We start from the raw sequence: 20,480 nt of genomic DNA on the forward strand, positions 1-20,480 counted from the left end.
CTGGAAATCGCGCCCCATGGAATGCGAACGGGAATCACCGGGTATCTACCTGGCATACTTCATTCAGGGGCTCATCCTCCTGAACGTCCTCGTCGCCCTCTATACCGGCGACTATTTCCTGACCACCACCACCCTGTTCGCGTTCCTCCTGACGATGGTTCCCTACTTCGTCGAGAGGAACAGACGCATCTGCCTGCCCTGGGAGATCAACCTGCTCATCGTCATCTCCATCTACCTCCACGTGGCGGGGCACGTCAGTGAATACTACATCACCATTCCCTTCTACGACAAGATCGCCCACCTGGTATCCTCGATCACCATATCCGTCCTCGGGTTCGTCAGCGTGCTCCTCGTGGACCGCTTCAGCAGTCTCCGCCTCACACGCCCCATGATCGTTCTCTTCATCGTGGTCTTCACCATGGCCCTCGGCGCGTTCTGGGAGATCTACGAGTTCGCCTTCGACCGGCTCCTCGGCACCGATCTCCAGCACGGTCTGGAGGACACGATGTACGACCTCATCTTCAACCTCTGCGGCGCCCTGATCATCGCGGGTGTGGGCAATTTCTACCTCCGGCGGCTTACGAAGGAGCAGATCGTGGAGCAGTTCGTGAAGGCGCCCATCCCGAAGAGAGAAGGGTGAGACCGCCGGCTGCCCCGGCGACGTACGACCGATTCGGGCCACTTGAGGGCACGATCGGATCCCGGCGATGCGGGACAGGATCGGACCTATTATTATTCAGGAAATTAATATAATTGCGATCGAATTTGGAGTTCTCGCATACGTACCTCCTGGTGGGATTCCTGATCCTCCTTCCCACGCTCTTCGGCTACATGGTCTGGGAGGCGCGTACGGTCGATGTGACCACGCTCTACATCGATGGTGCACCGCAGGGGATCGTGTTCGTGTCGGACCCCCATCTCAAAGACAGCAACATCGAGCACGTTCGGAACACCATCCGCGAGATCAATGCACTTCACCCCTCGGTCGTCCTCGTCGGCGGCGACTTCGCCAACGGGAAAGAGACCGATTTCGGCCTCCATTCGATCTGGAGCGAGATCGATGCGCCGGTATACGCGGTACTCGGCAACCACGACTACCGTGTGGGGGCGACGTTCTCCAGCGGGCTGCAAAGGACGATTGCCGTCTCGATGATGGAGTTTCCCGCCGATGGCTACGACGTCGCCTCGCTGCGCGGCGCGGGCACGGACACGGCATTTGCGGATGCGCTCGTCCACGAGCTGGAGAAGAGCGGCGTGCGGGTGCTGAGGAACGAGTACGTGGATCTGTCCATTGACGGGGAGCCGCTGCGCATCGTGGGAGTCGACGACGCCTGGGCCGGGATGGCCGATCCTCCCGCGGTTCCTCCGACCGACGCGTTTACTGTCTACCTCATCCACGAGCCGCAGTGCAGGGCGGCATGGGACGGCGACCTGATCCTGAGCGGCCACACCCACGGGGGGCAGTTCATCGTTCCCTTCCTGAGCCAGATCAACAACCGGGGAATCGTCGAGCTCTTCGGCTTCCAGCATCGGGACGGGCCGCCGACCTACATCACGAGGGGGATCTGCGGCTCCAGCGTCGCCGGCGTGGATCTGCGGTTCAACTCGCGTCCCGAGATCGTGATCATCAATCCCGCGAACGGAACGGCTCCTGCCTGAAGAGGGAGCCGGCGGCACATGCGGTCCCGACACCCTCATATGTCCATACGGCAACCGTATCCCATGGAAGCGTATGCCGGGGGGATTGTTGGGGAGATCCAGTTCTCCCGCCAGGAGCGGGGCTACTACGTGGAGCTCTTCGATGCGAGCGGCAGAAAGCGGGGACGGACCGGCTACTATATCTCGGAGGCAAAGGCAAGGGAGGCGGCACGGAAGCTGGCCGTGACTCTCGCGCGCGAATCGTGAGACAAGTTCGGGCGATGCAGGAGGGGGCAAATGCGGTATCGGATCCTCTTCTGCCGGTGCTGAATGCGGCGATGCATTCACCCGCTCCAATGCTGCAGCGAGGGGGGGACAGGGCACGATACGGCGGTAGCCGATATCCGGGCGCGCTGCACGAGGTTCGTGCCGCCCGGCTCGATACTTCCGCGCCCCTTCCCCGCGTGCTGATGATCCGTATCCGCATCTTTCCGAGGGGGCGGTGCCAACAGATTTCCCGCCCTGCATCCCATAGGGCTGTCGCGCGATGGGAAGAAGGACCGGGGAGATCTCCCGTTCCCGAACCGTCAGGCAGCGATGGGCCCGATCGACCGCCCCTCCCGACGGTGCGGCAGGGACACCGATTCGCCGCGGAGCCCCAAATCCTTATCTGCGATGCAGTACTCAAACGCGCACGATGCCGCGCATTTTCCTGGATACCAACGTGCTTCTGGGCCTCTACGATGCGGACGCAGATCCCCGTTGCATATGCGCGGACCTCCGGAAGGTCAGATCCAGCCTTGTGGCGACCCGTGTCGTCCTCGACGAGCTCCTCCGGAACCGCGACAGGATTCTCTTCCGAAACGCCGCACGCATCGAAGAGGGCGGAGTATCCCTGCTGCAGACGCCCTTCTTCCTGCAGCAGACGCAGGCGTTCTCCTCGATGAAGGAGACTGCGGATGCCTACAACCTCGCCGTCGCATCCCTCCTGGACGAAGTCCACCGGATGATGGCAGACCCGGCCCATGATCCCGTATACAGTGCGATCTCCCGCCTGTTCGAGGATCTGCCGCTGTTCGAATGGACGGACGGGGATGTCGAGCGGGCTCACCGCAGAAAACTGATCGGCAATCCTCCCACGAGCCAGGGGAAGAACACCCTGGGGGACGAGCTGAACTGGGAGCTGCTCCTGAGGCATGTGCGGGACGACCTGATCCTGGTGAGCCGGGACAACACCTTCCGCCAGCACGCCGCCTTCCTCGCGAAAGAGTTCCGTGAGAAGACGGGAAGGCGGATCCGGATCACGGATAGACTCTCGGATGCCCTGACGGAGCTGGGAGAGGAGCCTTCTGAGGCGCTCCTGGCGTTCGAAGAGGGTTGGAAGAAGAGACCGCCCTGAACGCCGCCGTTCAGGCCGGTCCATCCCCGATGCAGTCGTACCCTGGTGCATGAGGGGGGATCGGAAAAGCGATGCCGGGAAGGTATGCCATATCGGCAGTCGAGACCATAGCCCTGCCTCTGCCCGTGGATGGGGCTTATCACGCCTGACTCACAGGATCCGCTGCACTCTCCCGACGCGCCCGTCCTGCAGGCGCACCTTGATGCCGTGGGGATGGTAGGCGGAATTCGTGAGGATCTCCCGGACTATGCCCTCCGTCCGCTTTCCGCTCCGCTGATCTCTCTTGGCCACAATCAGTACGGCGGATCCCGGGCGGATGCTGTTCCTGTACCGCCCGTCCCTCTCCGAGCCCCCTTCGCGCACTGTTCGTCCCGAATCGCTCTCCTGCATGCGGTTATCCTCCGCGGAACCCTGGAAGGGCGGCCCTTCCGCGGAAACTGTCTATATCACTTGGACCCTGCCGCACTTCAAGGTATGCACGCAGTTCGCCCCACCCGGGTATGGTGGAAGGGTCTCACTCGAGGGGCCCATCGAAGGCGGAACATGCGGAACATGCACCGGGCCGGCGAACCCCGCCTGCAGATAGGCTGTCTGCCAGGGCTGACCCTGTCGCACGATTCCCGGCACAGGGGGACGGTCCGCGGGAAGGGGCATGATACGCCGGAGAGCGTCTCTTTCGGGAATGGCAGTCCCCCTGATGAGAGCGCTTCCCTTCGTCTGGCAGGGGGAGGTTCGCGGGGGTTACAGAGCCGTGGAAGGATGCGCTTCTGCTGAAGAAGGTCGATGAGTTTACCCGCAGGAGGTATTAACGTGATGCAGGTTCAATATGTACTGGCGAGATCGCAGCCGATTCGCGGGAAGTGAACTATTACAAGAGAGATGCTACAGAAAACGCGAAGACACAACCATTTCCGGTGCCAGTGGTGCGGTGCAAAATTCGCCGACCGCATTGCCTTCACCGCCCACAAGCGCGCCTGCCGCACAGCGGCGAAACAGAAGTGATCAACCCCCAGAACAGTTGTTACTCAAGGATTCGACGAGCGGGATGCTCTGCGTTCTGGCAGGATAGGCCCTCGGGTCTCCAGAGTATCCCGATGCCCCTGCAGGGTATCGGCGCCCGGCAACCCTGACGCGCACTTCGCCGATGCAGGAAGAGACGCGGTGTCGAAGGCAGGGACGTGCGAAACCCGCCCCCGAGCGGGAGAGTCTCATGGGCGGCTCCATGCCCCGCGAATCCGTGCCGCCCATCGAAAGGAGCTCTCGCGAGTATGCCTCCGTTCCCCGCCGCGGCGTGCGGGCGGCAATGGCAGCCTTTCCCGCCCGCACCGCACATGCGCTTCAGCATGGGAATACCGGTTTTGACTGCAGCACCCTGAATGGCCTCACGTGGCCGCGCAAACCAGCTCGCACGAGAATAATGTGTCCAATCCGGGAACAGAGACGGCAGCCGCTGCCGGGGAGGGAACTTCCCGCACCGAATGGCGGTTCCGGGCGGAATCGGCGCATCGCCCGGAGGGGACTCCCCGGGGGCCTTCCCTGTGCCATTCGGGGAGCATAATGAGATCTTCACTGGGAGTGCAAAGCAGTACCGCCTTGCGAAAATTCTATCTCTCTCCAAGAGAGGTAATTCATCAGAGGTGGTCTGTGACTCTGGAAATGCAGCGGTCTATCATGGAGTATCCTCCTCGGGATCATACGTCCCTGCTGCACGCGGGGGTCAGGGAGGATGCATCCTCCCCGGTGTCCACCTGTCCGAACTGCGGCAATGCGACTCACCGCCTGATCACCATCCAGTGGAAGGCGGATGGCGGGCATGCGACGTGCTGGGCATGCCGGTGGCGATGGGATATCCCGAGGCGGTAATGCGGCGCTCGCAACCGGAGCGGAGCTCTGGCGCCGCACTGCAGGCAGGGACGATCCCACAGACGATGATGCAAACCCGGTAGCGGCTGGCGCATCGCCCCTGCGGGGCGCACCTTCTTCTGCCCCCTTCGACAGGGATCGTCCGCCCCGCAGGGAGCGGATATCCCGGCGGCGATCCTGCGAGCGTTCGTCCGTCGTTTCCGACCTCTGTATGGCGCAGCATGGCCGGACCGATCTCCCTGGACCTCACGGGCAAGCGAATGCGAGGCCTGCTCCCCCTGCGGGAGGATCGAGAGGGCGATTCTCCCCTCCCGGGCAGGAGATCGCCGGCATCTCCACCGGGTTCTTCGCACTTCGAGAGACCGCCCGCCCGTGCGGGTCGAAGCCGACCGGGCCGTCGGCTGCTTCGAACGCCCGCAAAAAACCGCGTAGTAGAGTTTAGGCTCGATATGGCAGCAGCGGAGTAGAGGTTAAATTTCTCAGCGGATCTGCCCGATGGACGGCAGCGGTGGAGACCTGCTCTGGCGGTTCCGGGATATACCGGCTCCGCAGAGGTCCGGCAGATGTTTCGGGACTGCCGGAACCAGGAACTATCCGAAGGGAGCAGCCTGCCCGCCGGGGGCCGCTGCTCGTGGCTACGGAGGCCTGCCGGCGATTCTGCCCGGAGGTTCCGCGGCGCGGATTCTCGCGCTGCAGGAGACGGCAGAGCGGCCATTTCTCGAAGCCGCAGCCGCAGAGAAAGGGCGCATGAACTCCGCTCTCTTCCCCGAAGATCCCGTTCGCTGTCTGCTTTCAGGTGGCGAAGCGGAGCGCAGTGCGGGACAGTGGGGGAGATCGCCGTGCGGCCTATCTCTCTGGAGGCATGGGCTGCACAGCATGGCGTGGCAAGCAGGTATTCGCGACGCTCGCACCGGCGGATTCTGCAGCGACACCCGGAAGAGTCGTCCGGGCGATCGGGATCCCCGGTCCAGTATTCAGAGAACCCTCATCGCCATGGCGGGTCCGTTAGGGTCCGCTCGTCTGCCGCGCGCGGCAGCCCTGCGATGGGAAGAACGAACGCCTGCTGTTCCTCGGAGAGGGCGATGTGGCCCTCACCACGCGAATGCTCCAGGGCTCCTGCCAACCTCCGCCGGTTCCTCCGGTATGCGTGCCGTGACCCTCCACAGAGGTTCTCCCGGCGCAGGCTGACGAGGCACCCCCCGGTCCGTCCGGTGGAACAGGCGGATGCCGGAATCCCTCCTCCCTCCACGGAGGATCGCGGATACCCGAGCTCCCGAAGGGAGAACCGCTCGAATCTTCCATCTCCTGCCCGAAGAGGCAGTTCCACCCGATGGCGGATCTCTGCAGATCAGCTCCTCCGTCAGTCGGAAACGAACCGGGCCCGGGATTATAAAGACGTTAATAATGCGGAATCCAAGGGATGATGATGAAAATCCCATGGGCTCTCCTCCCAGCAGTTCTGGCGACCTTCAGGGTGCTGACCGCCGGCTGCATCGGCCAGAATGCGGAGCTTCCCGCCGGCGAGGCGGCTGAGGTGCTGGCATACGCAGAGCCGATCGCCGACAATCTCCTGCTGGGATTCAACGAGAACAACTACACGCAGTACTCGCAGGATTTCAGCCCGCAGATACGAGAAGGGTTGACCGAGGCCCGGTTCGCCGGGACACGGGAGAAGGTGGTATCCCGGATCGGCCTGTATGTATCCCGCGGGAGCCCCGTCGTGACACAGAGCGGGGACTACATCGCCGTGAACTACAAGGCGGATTTCGAGCGGGAGCAGGGCGTGGATGTCCGTGTTGTATTCAGGAAGGGGGATCCGTCCCACCAGATTCATGGGCTCTGGTTCAACTCGCCGAAACTGCGCAGCTAATCCCAGAAGTCCTTCCCCATTCCACACTTACCGGGCCGCTCTCCTCCGGCGTACGCGCTTGAAAATCTCGAACCAGAAGACGCTCGCGATCCCGACGGCGATGGCCGATGCCATCTCCATCCCGTCGAGCGGTGCAAACTGGAACAGTGCACGGAGGGCGGGGATCGTGAGGACCAGCCCCAGGAAGAACACGGCAGCGGCGATCACCACCCAGAGTGCACGATTGGGCCTTTTAAAGGTTGAGACGAGCGTGCTCGACCAGGAGCGGTTGACCGCGATCAGCCCGAGGTTCGCGATCACGATGCTGGTGAACGTAAAGGCCCGGGCTTCGTCCACATCCAGACCGCGGGTCGTCAGCAGGGAGAAGACCAGCAGGAGGGCGAGCAGCACCACTCCGCCCTGGACGAGCGCCAGCAGCACCGAACTGCGGTTGAGGATCGACTCGCCGCGGGCGCGCGGAGGCCGCTGCATGAGATCGGGTTCGGCCTCTTCTGCCTCGAAGACGATGGAGCAGGCGGGATCGATGATCAGTTCCAGGAAGACGACGTGCACGGGCAGGAGGACGAGAGGCCAGCCGAATATGATGGGGAGGAGGGACATGCCTGCAATAGGGACGTGGACGGCGATGATGTAGGCCATGGCCCGGCGAAGGTTGTCGAAGATCCTCCGCCCCATCCGGATCGCTGCCACGATGGAGGAGAAGGCGTCGTCCAGGAGGACGAGGGAGGCCGCTTCCCGGGCGACATCCGTGCCCCGGGCACCCATGGCGATCCCGATGTCGGCCTCCTTCAGGGCCGGGGCGTCGTTCACGCCGTCCCCCGTCATCGCGACGGTGTTCCCCGTTTCCTTAAGAGACGAGACGATCGCTAACTTCTGCTCCGGCACCGCCCGGGCAATCACGGATACGCGGTTGATCCGCTCGCGGAACTCCTGCGGCGGCAGGATCTCCACATCCGGACCGGTAAGACAGTCCCGCTGCGTGCCGAGCCCGATCTGGGACGCGATCTTCATGGCGGTGGCAGGATAGTCGCCCGTGATCATGATCACCCGCACGCCGGCCGACTGGCACTCGGCGATTGCATCCGGAACCCCCGGGCGGACCGGATCCAGGAACCCGATCAGGCCGAGGAAGGCGAAGGGGAACTCGTGCTGCCCGGTGGGCAGCTCGCCGATCCGGAAGGAGGATTTTGCCACCCCGAGCACCCGCAGCCCGTCGCCGGCCAGGGACTGCACCTGGCGGGAGAGTTCCTCCAGCTCCGCCTTGGAGAGATGGCAGAGGTCCCCGATCGCCTCGGGTGCCCCCTTGGCGGCGATGACGTACTCCTGACCGTCCGGCGAACGCCAAACGTTCGACATCGCCAGGAGCTCCCGCGAGAGGGGGTACTCCTCCACCAGCTCCCAGCGGGCGTGCAGGTGCTCGGTTCCGGCCAGCCCATCCTGCCCCAGGCTGACGAGCGCCCTCTCCATCGGGTCGAAGGGATCCCGTTTGCTGGCGAGGATGGCGTATTCCACCAGCTCGTGGCAGAATTCCGGGAGAGAGGGATCCTGCAGGGCCGATACATCACAGCGCTCCCCCTTCGCCATGAGCTCGACGACGCGCATCCGGTTCTCGGTGAGCGTTCCGGTCTTGTCCACGCAGAGCACGGTCGCCGAACCGAGCGCCTCGATGGCCGTCACGCGCCGGGTCAGCACCCGGTTCTGGGAGATCCTCCATGCCCCGAGGGCGAGGAAGACGGTCAGGACCACCGGGAACTCCTCCGGGAGGATGGCCATCGCCAGGGTGATGCCGGCGAGCAGCCCCCCGATCCAGTCGAACCTTGTTACGCCGTAGACGACGACCGTGATCAGGAAGAGACCGAGCCCGATGGCGGCGATGTTCCGCACGATCCAGCGGGTCTCCTTCTCGAGCGGGGTCTCGTCCACGCCGACCTCCGAGAGGGTCCTGCCGATCTTCCCGATCTCGGTGTTCCTGCCGATCGCTGTCACTTCGGCGAGCCCCCGCCCCTGGACAACCAGGGTGCCGGAGTAGACCTGCGGCTGATCCTCTCCGCCCGGCTGCGAATAACCGCCCACTTCACCGGGGAATTTGCGGACCGGCACGGATTCGCCCGTGAGGATCGACTCGTCGACGAGGAGGTTCTTCGAGTCCAGGATGCGGGCATCGGCCGGTACACGGTCCCCCTCCGAGAGGAGGATGAGGTCGCCCCGCACCACTTCCCGCCCCGGGATGCGCTGCCGGGTGTGGTCCCGGATCACCAGCGCCCGCGGGCTGGAGAGGTTCTGGAGGGCCTGGAGGGCGTTCTCCGTCTTCCGCTCCTGGTAGACGGTGATGCCGATGATGACAAAGACAAAAAAGAGCAGCATCAGCCCTTCCTGGATGTCGCCGAGGAAGAAGTAGATGGACCCGGCGCCGACCAGCAGCAGGAACATCGGCTCACGGAAGACCTCCAGCAGGATCGAGAGGGTATTTCTCTTCTCCGCCTGGGGAAGCTCATTGTAGCCCTCCCGCTCGTGCCGCCTGGCAACTTCTTCCGAGGTGAGGCCTTCGAGGGTGTCGATGTCGATCGGCGGGGTCATTCTGTTTTGCAGACCGATCTGTATGCTCCCGCTCCCTAAATAGTTGCAGCTTGCGGTTATGGTGGCTGGAAAAATTAGGAAAAGGCGACCTGTCGGAAGAGCCGAATCCCTCTCTGGGATTTCTTACACACTCGTGGGAGGGGGCTTTGCCCCTGTCTGGTTAACGGTCCGATGGAACTGGACTGACGGGGACATCCCGGATGATCCCCACTTGCGAGGCGCTACTCCGCACGTGGGAACAGTCATAGATCCCAGGGCATGCCTGAACGATTCTCCTCGCGTCACTGTGCTCATAGCATAGTACAGGGAGGGGGCGCCGCCCCCTCCCCTGAGCCCCTCCCCCCCCTGGTGTGATAGGCCTATGCCTATATGAGGAGCGAGAATAGGTGTCCCCTGAGGTCTGGTTCGGCCTCGGGAACATTCTCGCAAGGGTGACGAAAAAATCTCTTTATCATTCCAGAGTAAGGCTTATCACACGCAGGGGTGGGGGCAGTTGGGGGAGGGGGGTGCACCCCCCTCCCCCAGCAAAGCCAGAACACCCTCTCCCTCGATAGACCATCTATGGGAGGATATCCTGCCCTCCCCATGCGGGCCGCGAATCGATGAGCCAAATAGATCTGCCGCCATCGTGAACGCCAGACAGGGTCGGAGAGAGGATAAAAATAGAGATTGGATCTTTTCAGAATCCCACGAATCTATCGCGGGGACCGGCCGGATTCGATCGCGTCCGGGGAGGAGTCCAGAGGAGCCCCGACCGCGGCCCGATAGGACCGTCTCTCTCCCTGGATCAGGCAGGGGATCTCAAGGGGGCGGCCCATGTGCAGTGCAGGGGGAATAGGCGTAGAAAATACGCTTCTTAAAAAATGGATAGGGTTCATGCACCATCACTCCGCAAGACAGTGGCCCGGCCCGATTAACCCTTCGTTGTAGCTCTCCAGAGTGTCCTTCCAACTCCTTACACTGCCCTTGTCGCCGTTAGACAGCGTGCCCCAATCGTCTTTGTCATGGGATGCCAGGAACTCGTCCGCTGCTCCCACGGCGTCTACGATTGCCGTGCCATCGGCCCCGTTCGCGACGTTCAGCTTGGTGGCCAGCAGGTGGGCGTAGAGGTTGACGATGCCGTTCGAGTTGGTCCCGTGCTCCTCGCTGGAGAGGATGTACACGGCATCCGGTGTCGTGCCCACCTCGATACTCTTACCAGCCGATGCGGTTCCAAGCCAGAGAGGCAGCAACCCGGTTATCATGTCTTCCTGGGGTCCGAAACCACCACGGTTCTTCCAGTAACCGACACCGTAGGTACATCCAGTGGTCGGGCAGACTCCGGTTGAGATAGTGACGGTGACGGAGTCAGAGCAGATCTCTCCGGAATCGCTCTCGGTCAGGGTGGCGGTGTTCATCAGATCGACAGTTTGCTCGCAGAGTGCATCGACATTCGCAATGGTAATCGAGTATTCACTGTAACCTGTGTCGGTGAAATGCAAGGAATCCGGACCAGAGGTGCAGCTGAAACCGTCAGGGCAGGTGAGTGCGTCGGTTACATCGGCCTCGTCATCGATGTAGATGATCTCAAGAGTCGGGGAAGCAAACTCGGATGAATTCATATGATCGTTATTCGGGGAGGCTACCGTAGCAATTACCTTGTTGCGATATTTTAAAGCGCCTGCTACAGGAGTGAATTCAATTTCAAACGAATAGGTGCCCATTTCTTTGGGGCCTAACTGGGCCGGTCTGATCGTCTGGGATGCTCCCGATAAATCCCGCCAGGAACCTGTACTAAGCCTGTACTGCACCTGATCGACAATGGTCAGGTCGGCTGTGGTGTGTCTTTCATGAGTATTGGTCACGTTAATCTGCCCGCGGACGCCATACCGTGTAACATTCGACACTTCCGTTCGCGTTGCATCGATAGTGTAATTGACAGAACCTGACTCTCCGACTCCCAGCGTAAGGGTGTCGAGATCGGAGGATTTCTCTACAGTCCAGTCATACGTGATCGTCCTTTCCCAGAAGCCAGCGGCTGTACTCGTAACATCAAGAGGGGTTGGATTGGCAGCCGACACTGAAGCAGCCAGGATGCAGAGGCCTATCATCAGGCCCGCGATGAGGTAGCGTTTCATTTCGCATCATCTCCCGGGGAGGGCTTGAGCCCCTCCCCGCATTGCCGATCGTCCCCGGAGGCGAGATCGTGCAGGAGGGATCCAGTCTGCACGGTGTAGAGCAGCTGCACCTGTCTGGGGGTCGGCAGGTGCATGGTGCGAGGGGCGCTGTCACCTCCGGGACTGCGACAACACTGCGTCTGATATTTAATTATATAAATCTACCTGAAAACCAATATTATGTCACCATATTAGCAACAGAAGTTAAATTATAATTTGATATTTAGTAATATTTAAATATATCATTATTAAATGATACAATAATAAAAAATAATATAAATATATTTCTAATTGATTTTTTCCAATCCTTTGAAAATGCCGGATGAAATACCCCCGATGGTGCCGTCGGGGAACCGCCGCCGGGGATCGACTGGCATGAAACTCCCTGACGCTTCGGTCGCTCTCCGGAGGCTTCACACTCCCGGGAGGGTCCGATCCATAACCATCGCGACGGTTCTGCAGGGGTATGTGAAAACTGCATTAAACGTCTATTTCTTCATTCTATGGCTGAATTGCCCGGCGCGCTCCTATCCGACGCTTGTACAGCCTTGTTGTATCGAGGTCCGGCCCCTGGCAGACATCAGTCCCGCATCCGCCTGCCGGAAACCATCTGCACCGGATGCCTGCCCGATCGTGCAGCCCCTGGCCCCCCTTACGGGGGGAGAATCGAAACGGCAGCTCATCCGCGAGCAGGTTCACCAATTCCACGCGGAGGTGCAACGGCAGCATCCAGCAGCCTCTCCCCTGGACATCAGGGCCGCATCGGACGTTCGGGGCGTCCATTCGGCCGGAGAGGACGGCGGCGCCAGGGATCCCTTAATATCTGGGGCGCATCCTTCTCTTCACCATGGAGTATCTCTATACCGCCCTCCGATTCATCGTCGGGGGTCTGATCGTCGTCGGGGTTCCGTATCTCGCGGAGTACATCGATCCCCGGTTCGGGGGCCTCCTCACCGTCGCACCGATCGCCACCATTCTCGCGTTCATCTTCACACGCCTCGAGACAACCCACGAGATCACGCAGAGCCTGGTGGAGTCCTCGCTCTTCTTCGCGATCCCCTTCGTCCTCTTCCTGGCCTCGCTCTACCTCCTCCTGCAGCGGCTCTCGTTCGCCCCCGCCCTGATCGCTGCGCTCCTGATCTGGCTGGGCGGGATCCTGATCGTGTTCCGGCTCCTGTGATGCCGCATCCCCTCACGCCGCTCGGCGGATCCCCCTGCCGTTCATCGAGAGGGCGACGGTGCCGCCCTCCCGGGTCCCGAAACCGGACCCGGGGCATCCGCGGCGATCCGAGGGGTTCCTGCCCCGTTCGGGCGAAAGGCCGCGCCTGAATCCCTGCTATCGACCGGGACCGTTCTGGAAAGTATTTATCCTGGCATTCCCTTCTTCAAAAAGGTAGCACATGGGACTGCTGGCACAGATCACCGGGACCGTGCGGAAGCACCCGATCCGCTCCCGCCCCCCGCAGAAGAAGATCGAGACGGTGAGCACGGGCACGACGCTCGAGAACCTGAACGGGGAGGCGACCGCCCACGCCCGGGCCGGAAGGTACGGCGAGGCGATCCGCTGCTACGACCGCATCCTGGCGATCGATCCCAATCAGGTCCGGGCCTGGATCAACAAGGGCAACTGCCTCTGCAACCTCCGGAGGTACGACGAAGCCCTCGGATGCTACGATCTGGCGATCGCCCTGCAGCCCAGGGATCCCCTGTTCCGGACCAATAGGGGAATTGCCCTGGAGCGGATGGGCCGAGCCCGCGAGGCAATCCGCTGCTTTACCGAGGCGATCGAGCTGGACCCGGGGTGCATCGAGGCCTGGAAGGCTCGTGGGCGGACCTGCCAGCGGATGGGCATGGTTGCCGAGGCCCGGGTATGCGAGAGGCAGGTGCAGGCTCTGGAGCAGCAGGCGGCAATCGAGACCTGATCCGCCATCGAAGGGCCACCTTCTTCAGGAGCATGCCACTCTCCCGGGAGCCGTCACGCCGCGATTCAGGAGAGCCGTTCCAGCCCTCTTCTCTTCAGCCGTAAATCCCGCCGATAGCGGAATGTGGAGCATATAGCGGAGCTCCCCGACCGTGGAGAAGTTCCGCATCTCCCGCAGCACCTGGACGATCGGTGCACGACGATGGACCGGTCCCTCTCCCCGCTCTCGCGCACGCAGGCGAGACGGTGCAGGGAGAAGAGCCCGATGGCAAAGGCGAGGACGAAGAAGTCCCAGTCCTGGAGCGAGAGCGTGGGAACCGCATAGACCGCAGACGGATCCTTCCAGGCGAGCTCGCGGGCCGCGAAGAAGTCCACGCAGAGTCCGACGAGCGCCGGCGCGACCCCGGCGACAAAGGAGTTGACCACGCCGATCACGGCCAGCTGCGCCTTCGCCGTCTCGCGGGGTGCGAGTTTCATCCCGATGTAGCCGCCGGCGAGGGTTACACCGGCGGTGGAGAGCCCCATCACCCCGTGAATGAGGATGAGGAGAAGGGCGGTATACGAGTTCGGTCCCGGCACGGTGGCGAAGGTCCACCCCGGGATCGCCAGCATGAAGAGCGGGCCGGCCAGGGAGAGGGCGGGTCTTGTTGCTGTAGCGGTCGATCATCCTCCCCCTTCTGGGGTAGGAGAGGACGCTCGCCACCTGCGAGAGGACAGAGAGCCCTATCACCTCGGTGATGGAGAGCCCGATGTTCTGGAAGAGGTAGACGGTGAATAAGGGGGCCGCGAGGTTCGCCGCGAAGCTCCCGAGGGCAAGAAAGACGATCAGGTTGCGGAAGGTCTCGCCCTTGAGGGACCGGCGGAAAATATCGCAGAGAGAACTCTGTTCGTTCCCCCTGCAGCGCGGGCTCCGGGATCCGGCCGAGCATGCAGATCCCAATGTATCCGCAGAGCACGCCTCCGACGAAGATGATGGAGTAGCCGACAGGAACACCCTCGGGATGCCCGAGCTTCCACCAGTCCAGAAAGGCGCTCGCAGCCGGGGAGAGCACGATCCCGACCGGGAGGGCGAGGGTCCACCTGCGGGAGAAGAACGAACCCAGGGTCTCCCGGGGGACGAGGTCCCGCGTCCGGGAGCTCCACCTGCAGCCTCCGATAGGGGATATGGCCGCATAGAGGCCGGTCATGAGGACGAAGAGAGGAAGGGCGAGCTTCGCGTCGAAGAAGGGGGGGCAGGGCCGCGATGCCGAGCCATGGCGTTCGTGCAGCCGTTGATGTCAAAAGGCGGATCAGGCGGCGGTTCCGCACGCGGTTGATCGCGCAGACAGCGGGAATCTGGATGAGCGCCGCCAGGATCCCGATCATCGGGTTTGAGGCCCCGAGCGGGAGGGCGAAGGCAGCCATGAAGACGCCTCCCGTGAGGGAGACCACGGCGTGTGTGGCGATGTCGTCGTAGAGGACATGGCGGAGGGCGGCGGCCACTTCCTGGGAGAGAGGGAGGTCTTGGGTTCGATGCGGGGGAGCATGGTGTGAACTATCCGTGGGGTGCCGTATGATGTACGGTCTCCACCTTGAGCTCCGCCAGGGGTATCGGGAAACCGTGCGCAACGGGTCGCCCCGGGGGATGCTGCACGGGTTCCCGGCATCATGGCCAAAAAGAGTTCCAGCGCCTCTTCAGCGTGCGCTACCAGCTCGGTGTTACGGGGATGCGCATCGTCCGCCGCAACCCGGTGCTGTCTTCGGGGATCACTTCTGCGAAATGTTCCCCGGACCGGGGATCACCAGGCAGGTGCCATTCACGCAGCCGCAGTGGCCGACCCCGCAGTCGATCGGCCCCTCGCAGCTGAGCGTGCAGACGACACCGCTGCAGTTCGGGGCTTCCGCAGCGACGGTGCAGGAGGTCGGGTGGCAGCACTGGGCCGGAACGCAGTCGGCATCCTGCGTGCAGACCGTCTGGTTGCCGGCGGGCGTGGTCGGGGTGGCGTTCGCGGGAGGCGCCGTGGTGCACCCCGTGCAGAGGAGCAGGAGCGCGAGCCCCAGCAAGATGAAGATCGCATGCCGTTTCATGGGAGGTTACTGGAGAATGGCAGGGATATCAGGGTTTCGGTGGAGCGGCGGGGTGCAATACACTTTTTTTTCAGCTGTGCGGCTGAGGGGGGTTCTGCGAGAACGGGCTGACCGTCCTCAGGAGCTTCCCGTCACGCAGGATCGAGATCTTCCCGCCGCTCTGGGAGACCACGATCCCGATGGAACGGGTCATCCGCGTGATGGCGGCGATGGAGGAGTGGCGGGTGCCGAAGCCCGACGGCAGGCGGACGAGACTCGTGTCGACCGTGATGTATCGCGCCGCTGCTGCGATGGTGCCGTCTCCCTGGACGACGAAAGCGCCGTCGAGCTGCGCCAGCTCCTTGATCGCCTCCCGCATCTCGGGGCGGGTGATCCTGCGATCCTCGGGAGGATGCCCCTCGAAGGGGTTCAGGATCAGCTGGCGCGAGTGCGCCAGCACCGCATCGGCATCCCCTACGACAAACGCGGTACCGACCTTCCGCCCCTCCCGCCCCTCCAGGGCGAGTTCGAGGGCGATCCGGAATACGGCATCCAGGGTTCCCGCCTGGATGTCCGAGCCCTCCGGGATCAGATGCTGCCACCAGGAGTCCCAGGATCTGTTCAGGATAGGAGGCGGGGCAGGAAGGGTCGGGGACGGTCCCCCCGCTCCTCCTGCACCCTTCCGCCTCTGCACCAGGCTGCCTCCCGCCAGCAGGGCGATCCCGACGAGTACCAGGATGGCGAGTGGAAGGACGGGGAACGCCCCCCCTCCCGGGGGAACGGGAGTTGCGGTCTCCGTCGGGACGGGGGTCGTCGGCTGCGGGAGCGGGGTAGGTTCAGGAGGGGGGGTCGTGGGGAGCGATGCCGGGGGCGGCTCCGTTGTGGCTGTGGGGGAAGGCGAGGGCAGGGGCAGCGTGGTGGGCTCCGGGGCGGTCGTCGGCGGAGGGGCGGGAGGGCGGATCACGCGGATGGCCCTGCTGTAGGCGCTTCCCGGCAGGGGAAGGCCCTGTTCGTCCATCTCCTGGACCTGGATGGCGGTGAGCGAGGGGGACGCATTCGGCGGGACGCTCCCCTCCAGCCCGATCTCCACCTGGACCGGGGTATCGTTCGGGTAGGAGAGGGAGAAGCCGTACAGCACTGCCTCGCCTCCTCGAAGTTCGAGATTCTGGCGGGAGACGCCGTCCACAACGATGGTGAAGTTCCATGCGGCCTTGAGCAGATCGGTGGAGAAGTTCAGGGTATGGTTGGCGGGAAAGCCCTGAGTGCCCGGGGATGCCAGCTGCAGCGTTCCCGATACCTGGATTGGATCCTTCGGCTGAACGCCCTCTGCAGGGGATACATCCATGGAGAGTACGGAGAACGCAGAACCCGGAGCGAGCATCCCTGCCAGGAGAACGAGAACCAGAACGAGCCGGGCACTGCTGACCATAGGGACACCAAGAGTTTTTTCTCAGGGCAACATGGAGTGCCCCCAATTAAATTGTAGTGTTTTTATCTATTGTATTGTATATTAAATTTTCATTCGACCGCGGATGCGGCGGGGAGCCTGAGCCGCACCATCAGTTCCGCTCGATGCTCCCGGACTTCTTCCGGTTCTCCAACTGCAAAGATGACGTCTTCCAATCCTTCGAAGGATCCGTTCCGCCATATGCGGGTGAAGGTGATACCATGCCGAGGCCGTCTCCTCTCGTCTTCACCCTCGAAGGTGCAGCTCTGTAGTCTGGTTGAACGGCACCTCGAAAGCGGTGACGCCGAGATCCAGGGTGGCCGAACCCTCCACTGCAATCGTGACCGTACCGGCCCGTAGAGCCAGCAGCAGGGCCTGGATCAGGCTCCGGTTATCCAGGGTGACCGGAACGGCGACGGCCGTTGAACCCCGGGGCGGGATCTCGAAACCTCCCCGCTCCCCATGTCCCAGAAAGACCCGCCTGCCGTCCTCGATAAGATAAAGGTCGAACGATACCCGATCCAGGGTGGCCCCGAGGGGGTTGGGATTGCTGATGTTCAGGTGCAGGAGGAGCCCCGGGCTGCCCGGCGTGATATCCACGATCTCGAGGCCCTCCACAGTCACGGCAGGCTCCTCGTAGAAAGAAGTAAGGCAGCCGGCAACGCAGAACAGACCGACGGTAAGGAGGGGGGCGGCTATCTTTCTCATCGCAGGTTTCACCGCCATCCCGGCACCGATACGTCCTTTTCGCACTGCCGCATTGAGGAATAAGGGAAGATCCGAAACGCCCCTCGGGGTCCGCAGGCCCCGTCCACCGCTGCACCATTACCGTGCCGGGAGCCCGAACGGCTGGTACTCCTTCAGGGTCTCGGCCATCTCCTTGAGCCGCCTGTCGACCCGGTAGTTCACGGTCCCCTCGGGGTACGATCCGTCCGCCTGCCGCTCGCCGGCGGGAACGCCGGTCAGCACCTCGATCCCCTCGTCGATGGTCTTCACCGGGTAGATCCTGAACTTGCCCGCCCTTGCCGCCTCGACGATCTCCTCTTTGAGCATCAGGTTCTGGACGTTGCTCTCGGGGATCAGGCAGCCCTGGTTGCCGTTCAGCCCCTTCGCCTTGCATACCTCGAAGAATCCCTCGAGCTTCTCGTTGACGCCGCCGATGGCCTGGACCTCCCCTTTCTGGTTCACCGAGCCGGTGACGGCGAGGTACTGCTTGATGGGCAGGTCCGAGAGGGCGGAGAGGATGGCGTAGAGCTCGGTGCTGGAGGCGGAGTCGCCTTCGATCCCGGAGTAGCTCTGCTCGAAGACGAGCCGTGCCGAGAGGGTCAGGGGCTTGTCCGTGGCGTACTTGTTGTTGAGGTAACCGGAGAGGATGAGGACCCCCTTGGTATGGATGGGGCCCCCCATCGCCGACTCCCGCTCGATGTCGATGATCCCCTCCCGCCCGATCCCGATGCTCGCGGTGACCCGGGACGGGCGGCCGAAGGCGAAGTCCCCCACGCTCATCACCGAGAGCCCGTTTACCTGGCCGGTCCGGGTTCCCTCGGTGTCGATCAAGAAGATGTCGCGTTCGATGTACTCCTCGATCTTCTTCTGGACGAGGTTGGAGCGGTAGATCTTCTCCTCGATCGCGCGGTTGATGTGGGAGGCGGTGATCTGATCGGCGCCCTCCTGAAGAGCGTAGAAATGCGCCTCGCGGACGATGTCGGCGATGGCAGCGAATCGGGTTGAGAGCTTCAGCTGGTCCTCGGCGATGCGGGAGCCGTACTCGACCACTTTGGCGATCGCCCCGCGGTCCAGGTGCTTCAGGCTGTTCTCCCGCACCAGGTTGCAGGCAAAGTCCGCGTACTTGTTGGCGTTCTCATCGTTGCGGTCCATGACGATGTCGAAATCGGCCTTCACCTTGAAGAGCTCCTTGAAGTCCGGGTCGGCCATGTAGAGGATCTGGTAGATCTCCGGCGTGCCGATCAGGGCCACCTTCAGGTCGAGCGGGATCGGCTCGGGCTTGATCGTCTTCACCGTGATGAACCCCCATCGCTCTCCGGGCTCCTCGATCTGGATCTTCCCGGTCTTCAGCGCGGTCTTCAAGCCCTCCCAGGAGAACTGGGCCGTCGGGCTGCGGAAGAGATCCTCGACGTTCAGGAGGAGGTAGCCGCCGTTCGCCTGGTGGATGGAGCCGGGGCGGATCATGGTGAAATCCGTGGTGAGCGCCCCGAACTGAACCTCCTTCTCCAACTTGCCGAAGAGGTTCTGGTAGGTCGGGTTCTGCTCGTAGACCACCGGCGCCCCCTCGTCGCTGCCGTGGCCCACGAGCACGTTCACCTCGTACTTCCGGAACACCTGCTCCTGGAGCTGCTGCAGCATCGCCTGGATCTGGAACGGGGCCTGTTGCTGCTGCTGTTGAGGTATACCCAGGAAGATTTCAAGGTTTTCCAGGATATCCTTCTGCACGGCCTCGATATACAGGGGAATCTCTTCGATCGCGCTGTATTTCTCTTTTAGATGCGTGAGCAGGTAGCCGATCGCATAGAGCGTCACCTCGCGGTTCAGGTTCTCGACCGCCTCGGCACCCTGCCGCTCGATCTCCTGGATCTGCCGCGAAACGTCCCGGAAATCGACGTTGAGCTCCTCCCGCCTCCGCTGGATCTCCTCCCGTTGCTCGGGCGGCAGGGCGAGGAACTCCTCCTGCGGCAGCGGCTGGCCCCCGACGATGGGAATCGCCAGGATGCCCGCGGGGCTCGGCTGGATTAAGAATCCCTTCGCTTCGGCTCTCTTGTTCATCTCCGCCAGGAGTTCGTTTCTCTTCGCCTGGAGGGCCCCGAGGACCTCGTCCCGGCGGGTCGCGTACTCCTCGCTCTGGAAGACCTTCGGGAGCGTCCGTTTGGCCTCTTCGATGAAACTGGCCATATCCTTCTTGAAGGGTTCGCCCATGCCCGGCGGCATGCGGATTGCGTTCGGTTCGTAGGGGTTCGCGAAGTTGTGGACGTAGATCCAGTCGCTCCCCCGGGGCTTCTCCTTCTTGATCTGGTCCAGGAAACTCTGGACCGCCGTTCTCCTCCCGGTCCCCTGGGCACCGGCTGCGTAGACGTTGAACCCGGGCTGCTTTATCTCCAGGCCGAACCGGAGTGCCCGCAGCGCCCTCTCCTGCCCGATGATCTCCTCGAGCGGCCGCATCTCCTCGGTGCTGGCGCACTGTATCTTCGCCGGATCGAAGATATTGCGGTACTTCTCTATCGGTAGCGGTTGAATCATATCACCCTGCTCCTGTTATTAGGCTCAATATCTCCCGTGTTAAAAAAGATTCCCCTATCCCAACTTCCGGGGACGTTTATCAGGACAGATCCAGAACGAACACGATTCGTTCTGGCGATGCCGGGATGCCTTCTCCCACGGAGCGATCTCCGCGGCACCTCCGATGCGGCCATGCAGAATTCCATCGGCCAGGGCGGGTGCGATCTCTTTCCCTCTTACAGGGTCCGGTATCGGAAATAAACGCAGGATCCGCTTACCGGGCAGTCAGCCTGCGTCAGCGCGCTGTTTTGCGACAATGGGTGCAGGAACCC

General features: G+C 62.6%; 15 protein-coding genes. 7 read left to right on the forward strand and 8 right to left on the reverse strand.

Annotated elements, in window-relative coordinates; translation table 11 throughout:
• Positions 1-16 precede the first annotated feature (16 nt).
• The 4 genes from QMC96_02245 to QMC96_02260 all read left to right on the forward strand — a co-directional run bounded on the left by QMC96_02245 (position 17) and on the right by QMC96_02260 (position 3,037).
• On the forward strand, positions 17-640 hold the full coding sequence (locus QMC96_02245; protein ID MDI6875576.1) for a hypothetical protein: 624 nt from the start codon (positions 17-19) through the stop codon (positions 638-640).
• Between the two features lie 125 nt (positions 641-765).
• The gene (locus QMC96_02250) at positions 766-1,659 is read left to right on the forward strand and encodes a metallophosphoesterase (protein MDI6875577.1); all 894 of its coding nucleotides are present in this window, start codon (positions 766-768) and stop codon (positions 1,657-1,659) included.
• 63 nt (positions 1,660-1,722) lie between these two features.
• Positions 1,723-1,905 (forward strand): hypothetical protein, encoded by a 183-nt coding sequence (locus QMC96_02255; GenBank protein MDI6875578.1) that lies wholly within the window; start codon positions 1,723-1,725, stop codon positions 1,903-1,905.
• Between the two features lie 430 nt (positions 1,906-2,335).
• Positions 2,336-3,037 (forward strand): PIN domain-containing protein, encoded by a 702-nt coding sequence (locus QMC96_02260; GenBank protein ID MDI6875579.1) that lies wholly within the window; start codon positions 2,336-2,338, stop codon positions 3,035-3,037.
• Positions 3,038-3,187: 150 nt separating this feature from the next.
• On the opposite strand, the gene QMC96_02265 is transcribed toward QMC96_02260, so the two are convergent.
• Positions 3,188-3,427, reverse strand: a complete 240-nt coding sequence (locus tag QMC96_02265) for a YwbE family protein (GenBank protein MDI6875580.1) — start codon at positions 3,425-3,427, stop codon at positions 3,188-3,190.
• A gap of 2,899 nt (positions 3,428-6,326) precedes the next feature.
• Between QMC96_02265 and QMC96_02270 the strand changes: the two genes are divergently transcribed.
• Positions 6,327-6,770, forward strand: coding sequence for a DUF3887 domain-containing protein (locus tag QMC96_02270; protein ID MDI6875581.1), 444 nt, complete (start codon positions 6,327-6,329; stop codon positions 6,768-6,770).
• Positions 6,771-6,797: 27 nt separating this feature from the next.
• Here the strand turns inward: QMC96_02270 and QMC96_02275 are convergent, their stop codons facing one another.
• Together QMC96_02275 and QMC96_02280 are read right to left on the reverse strand one after the other, a co-directional pair.
• Complete coding sequence (locus QMC96_02275) at positions 6,798-9,347, reverse strand: cation-translocating P-type ATPase (protein MDI6875582.1); 2,550 nt, start codon at positions 9,345-9,347, stop codon at positions 6,798-6,800.
• A gap of 884 nt (positions 9,348-10,231) precedes the next feature.
• A complete protein-coding gene (locus tag QMC96_02280; GenBank protein ID MDI6875583.1) occupies positions 10,232-11,464 on the reverse strand; it encodes a hypothetical protein in 1,233 nt (410 codons plus the stop codon).
• 886 nt (positions 11,465-12,350) lie between these two features.
• Between QMC96_02280 and QMC96_02285 the strand changes: the two genes are divergently transcribed.
• Together QMC96_02285 and QMC96_02290 are read left to right on the forward strand one after the other, a co-directional pair.
• On the forward strand, positions 12,351-12,683 hold the full coding sequence (locus QMC96_02285) for a GlpM family protein (GenBank protein MDI6875584.1): 333 nt from the start codon (positions 12,351-12,353) through the stop codon (positions 12,681-12,683).
• Positions 12,684-12,903: 220 nt separating this feature from the next.
• Positions 12,904-13,425 (forward strand): tetratricopeptide repeat protein, encoded by a 522-nt coding sequence (locus tag QMC96_02290; protein MDI6875585.1) that lies wholly within the window; start codon positions 12,904-12,906, stop codon positions 13,423-13,425.
• A 65-nt stretch (positions 13,426-13,490) separates the two neighbouring features.
• Here the strand turns inward: QMC96_02290 and QMC96_02295 are convergent, their stop codons facing one another.
• The 5 genes from QMC96_02295 to QMC96_02315 form a co-directional block, all read right to left on the reverse strand.
• Positions 13,491-14,036, reverse strand: a complete 546-nt coding sequence (locus tag QMC96_02295) for a hypothetical protein (GenBank protein ID MDI6875586.1) — start codon at positions 14,034-14,036, stop codon at positions 13,491-13,493.
• 1,134 nt (positions 14,037-15,170) lie between these two features.
• Positions 15,171-15,491, reverse strand: coding sequence for a hypothetical protein (locus QMC96_02300; protein ID MDI6875587.1), 321 nt, complete (start codon positions 15,489-15,491; stop codon positions 15,171-15,173).
• 70 nt (positions 15,492-15,561) lie between these two features.
• Complete coding sequence (locus QMC96_02305) at positions 15,562-16,899, reverse strand: diadenylate cyclase (GenBank protein MDI6875588.1); 1,338 nt, start codon at positions 16,897-16,899, stop codon at positions 15,562-15,564.
• Between the two features lie 264 nt (positions 16,900-17,163).
• A complete protein-coding gene (locus QMC96_02310; GenBank protein ID MDI6875589.1) occupies positions 17,164-17,625 on the reverse strand; it encodes an LEA type 2 family protein in 462 nt (153 codons plus the stop codon).
• A gap of 117 nt (positions 17,626-17,742) precedes the next feature.
• Positions 17,743-20,169: an ATP-binding protein gene (locus tag QMC96_02315; GenBank protein ID MDI6875590.1), complete on the reverse strand. Its 2,427-nt coding sequence runs from the start codon at positions 20,167-20,169 to the stop codon at positions 17,743-17,745.
• Positions 20,170-20,480: the final 311 nt, after the last annotated feature.

The organism is Methanomicrobiales archaeon (assembly GCA_030019205.1).
In the GTDB taxonomy this organism is placed as follows: domain Archaea; phylum Halobacteriota; class Methanomicrobia; order Methanomicrobiales; family JACTUA01; genus JASEFH01.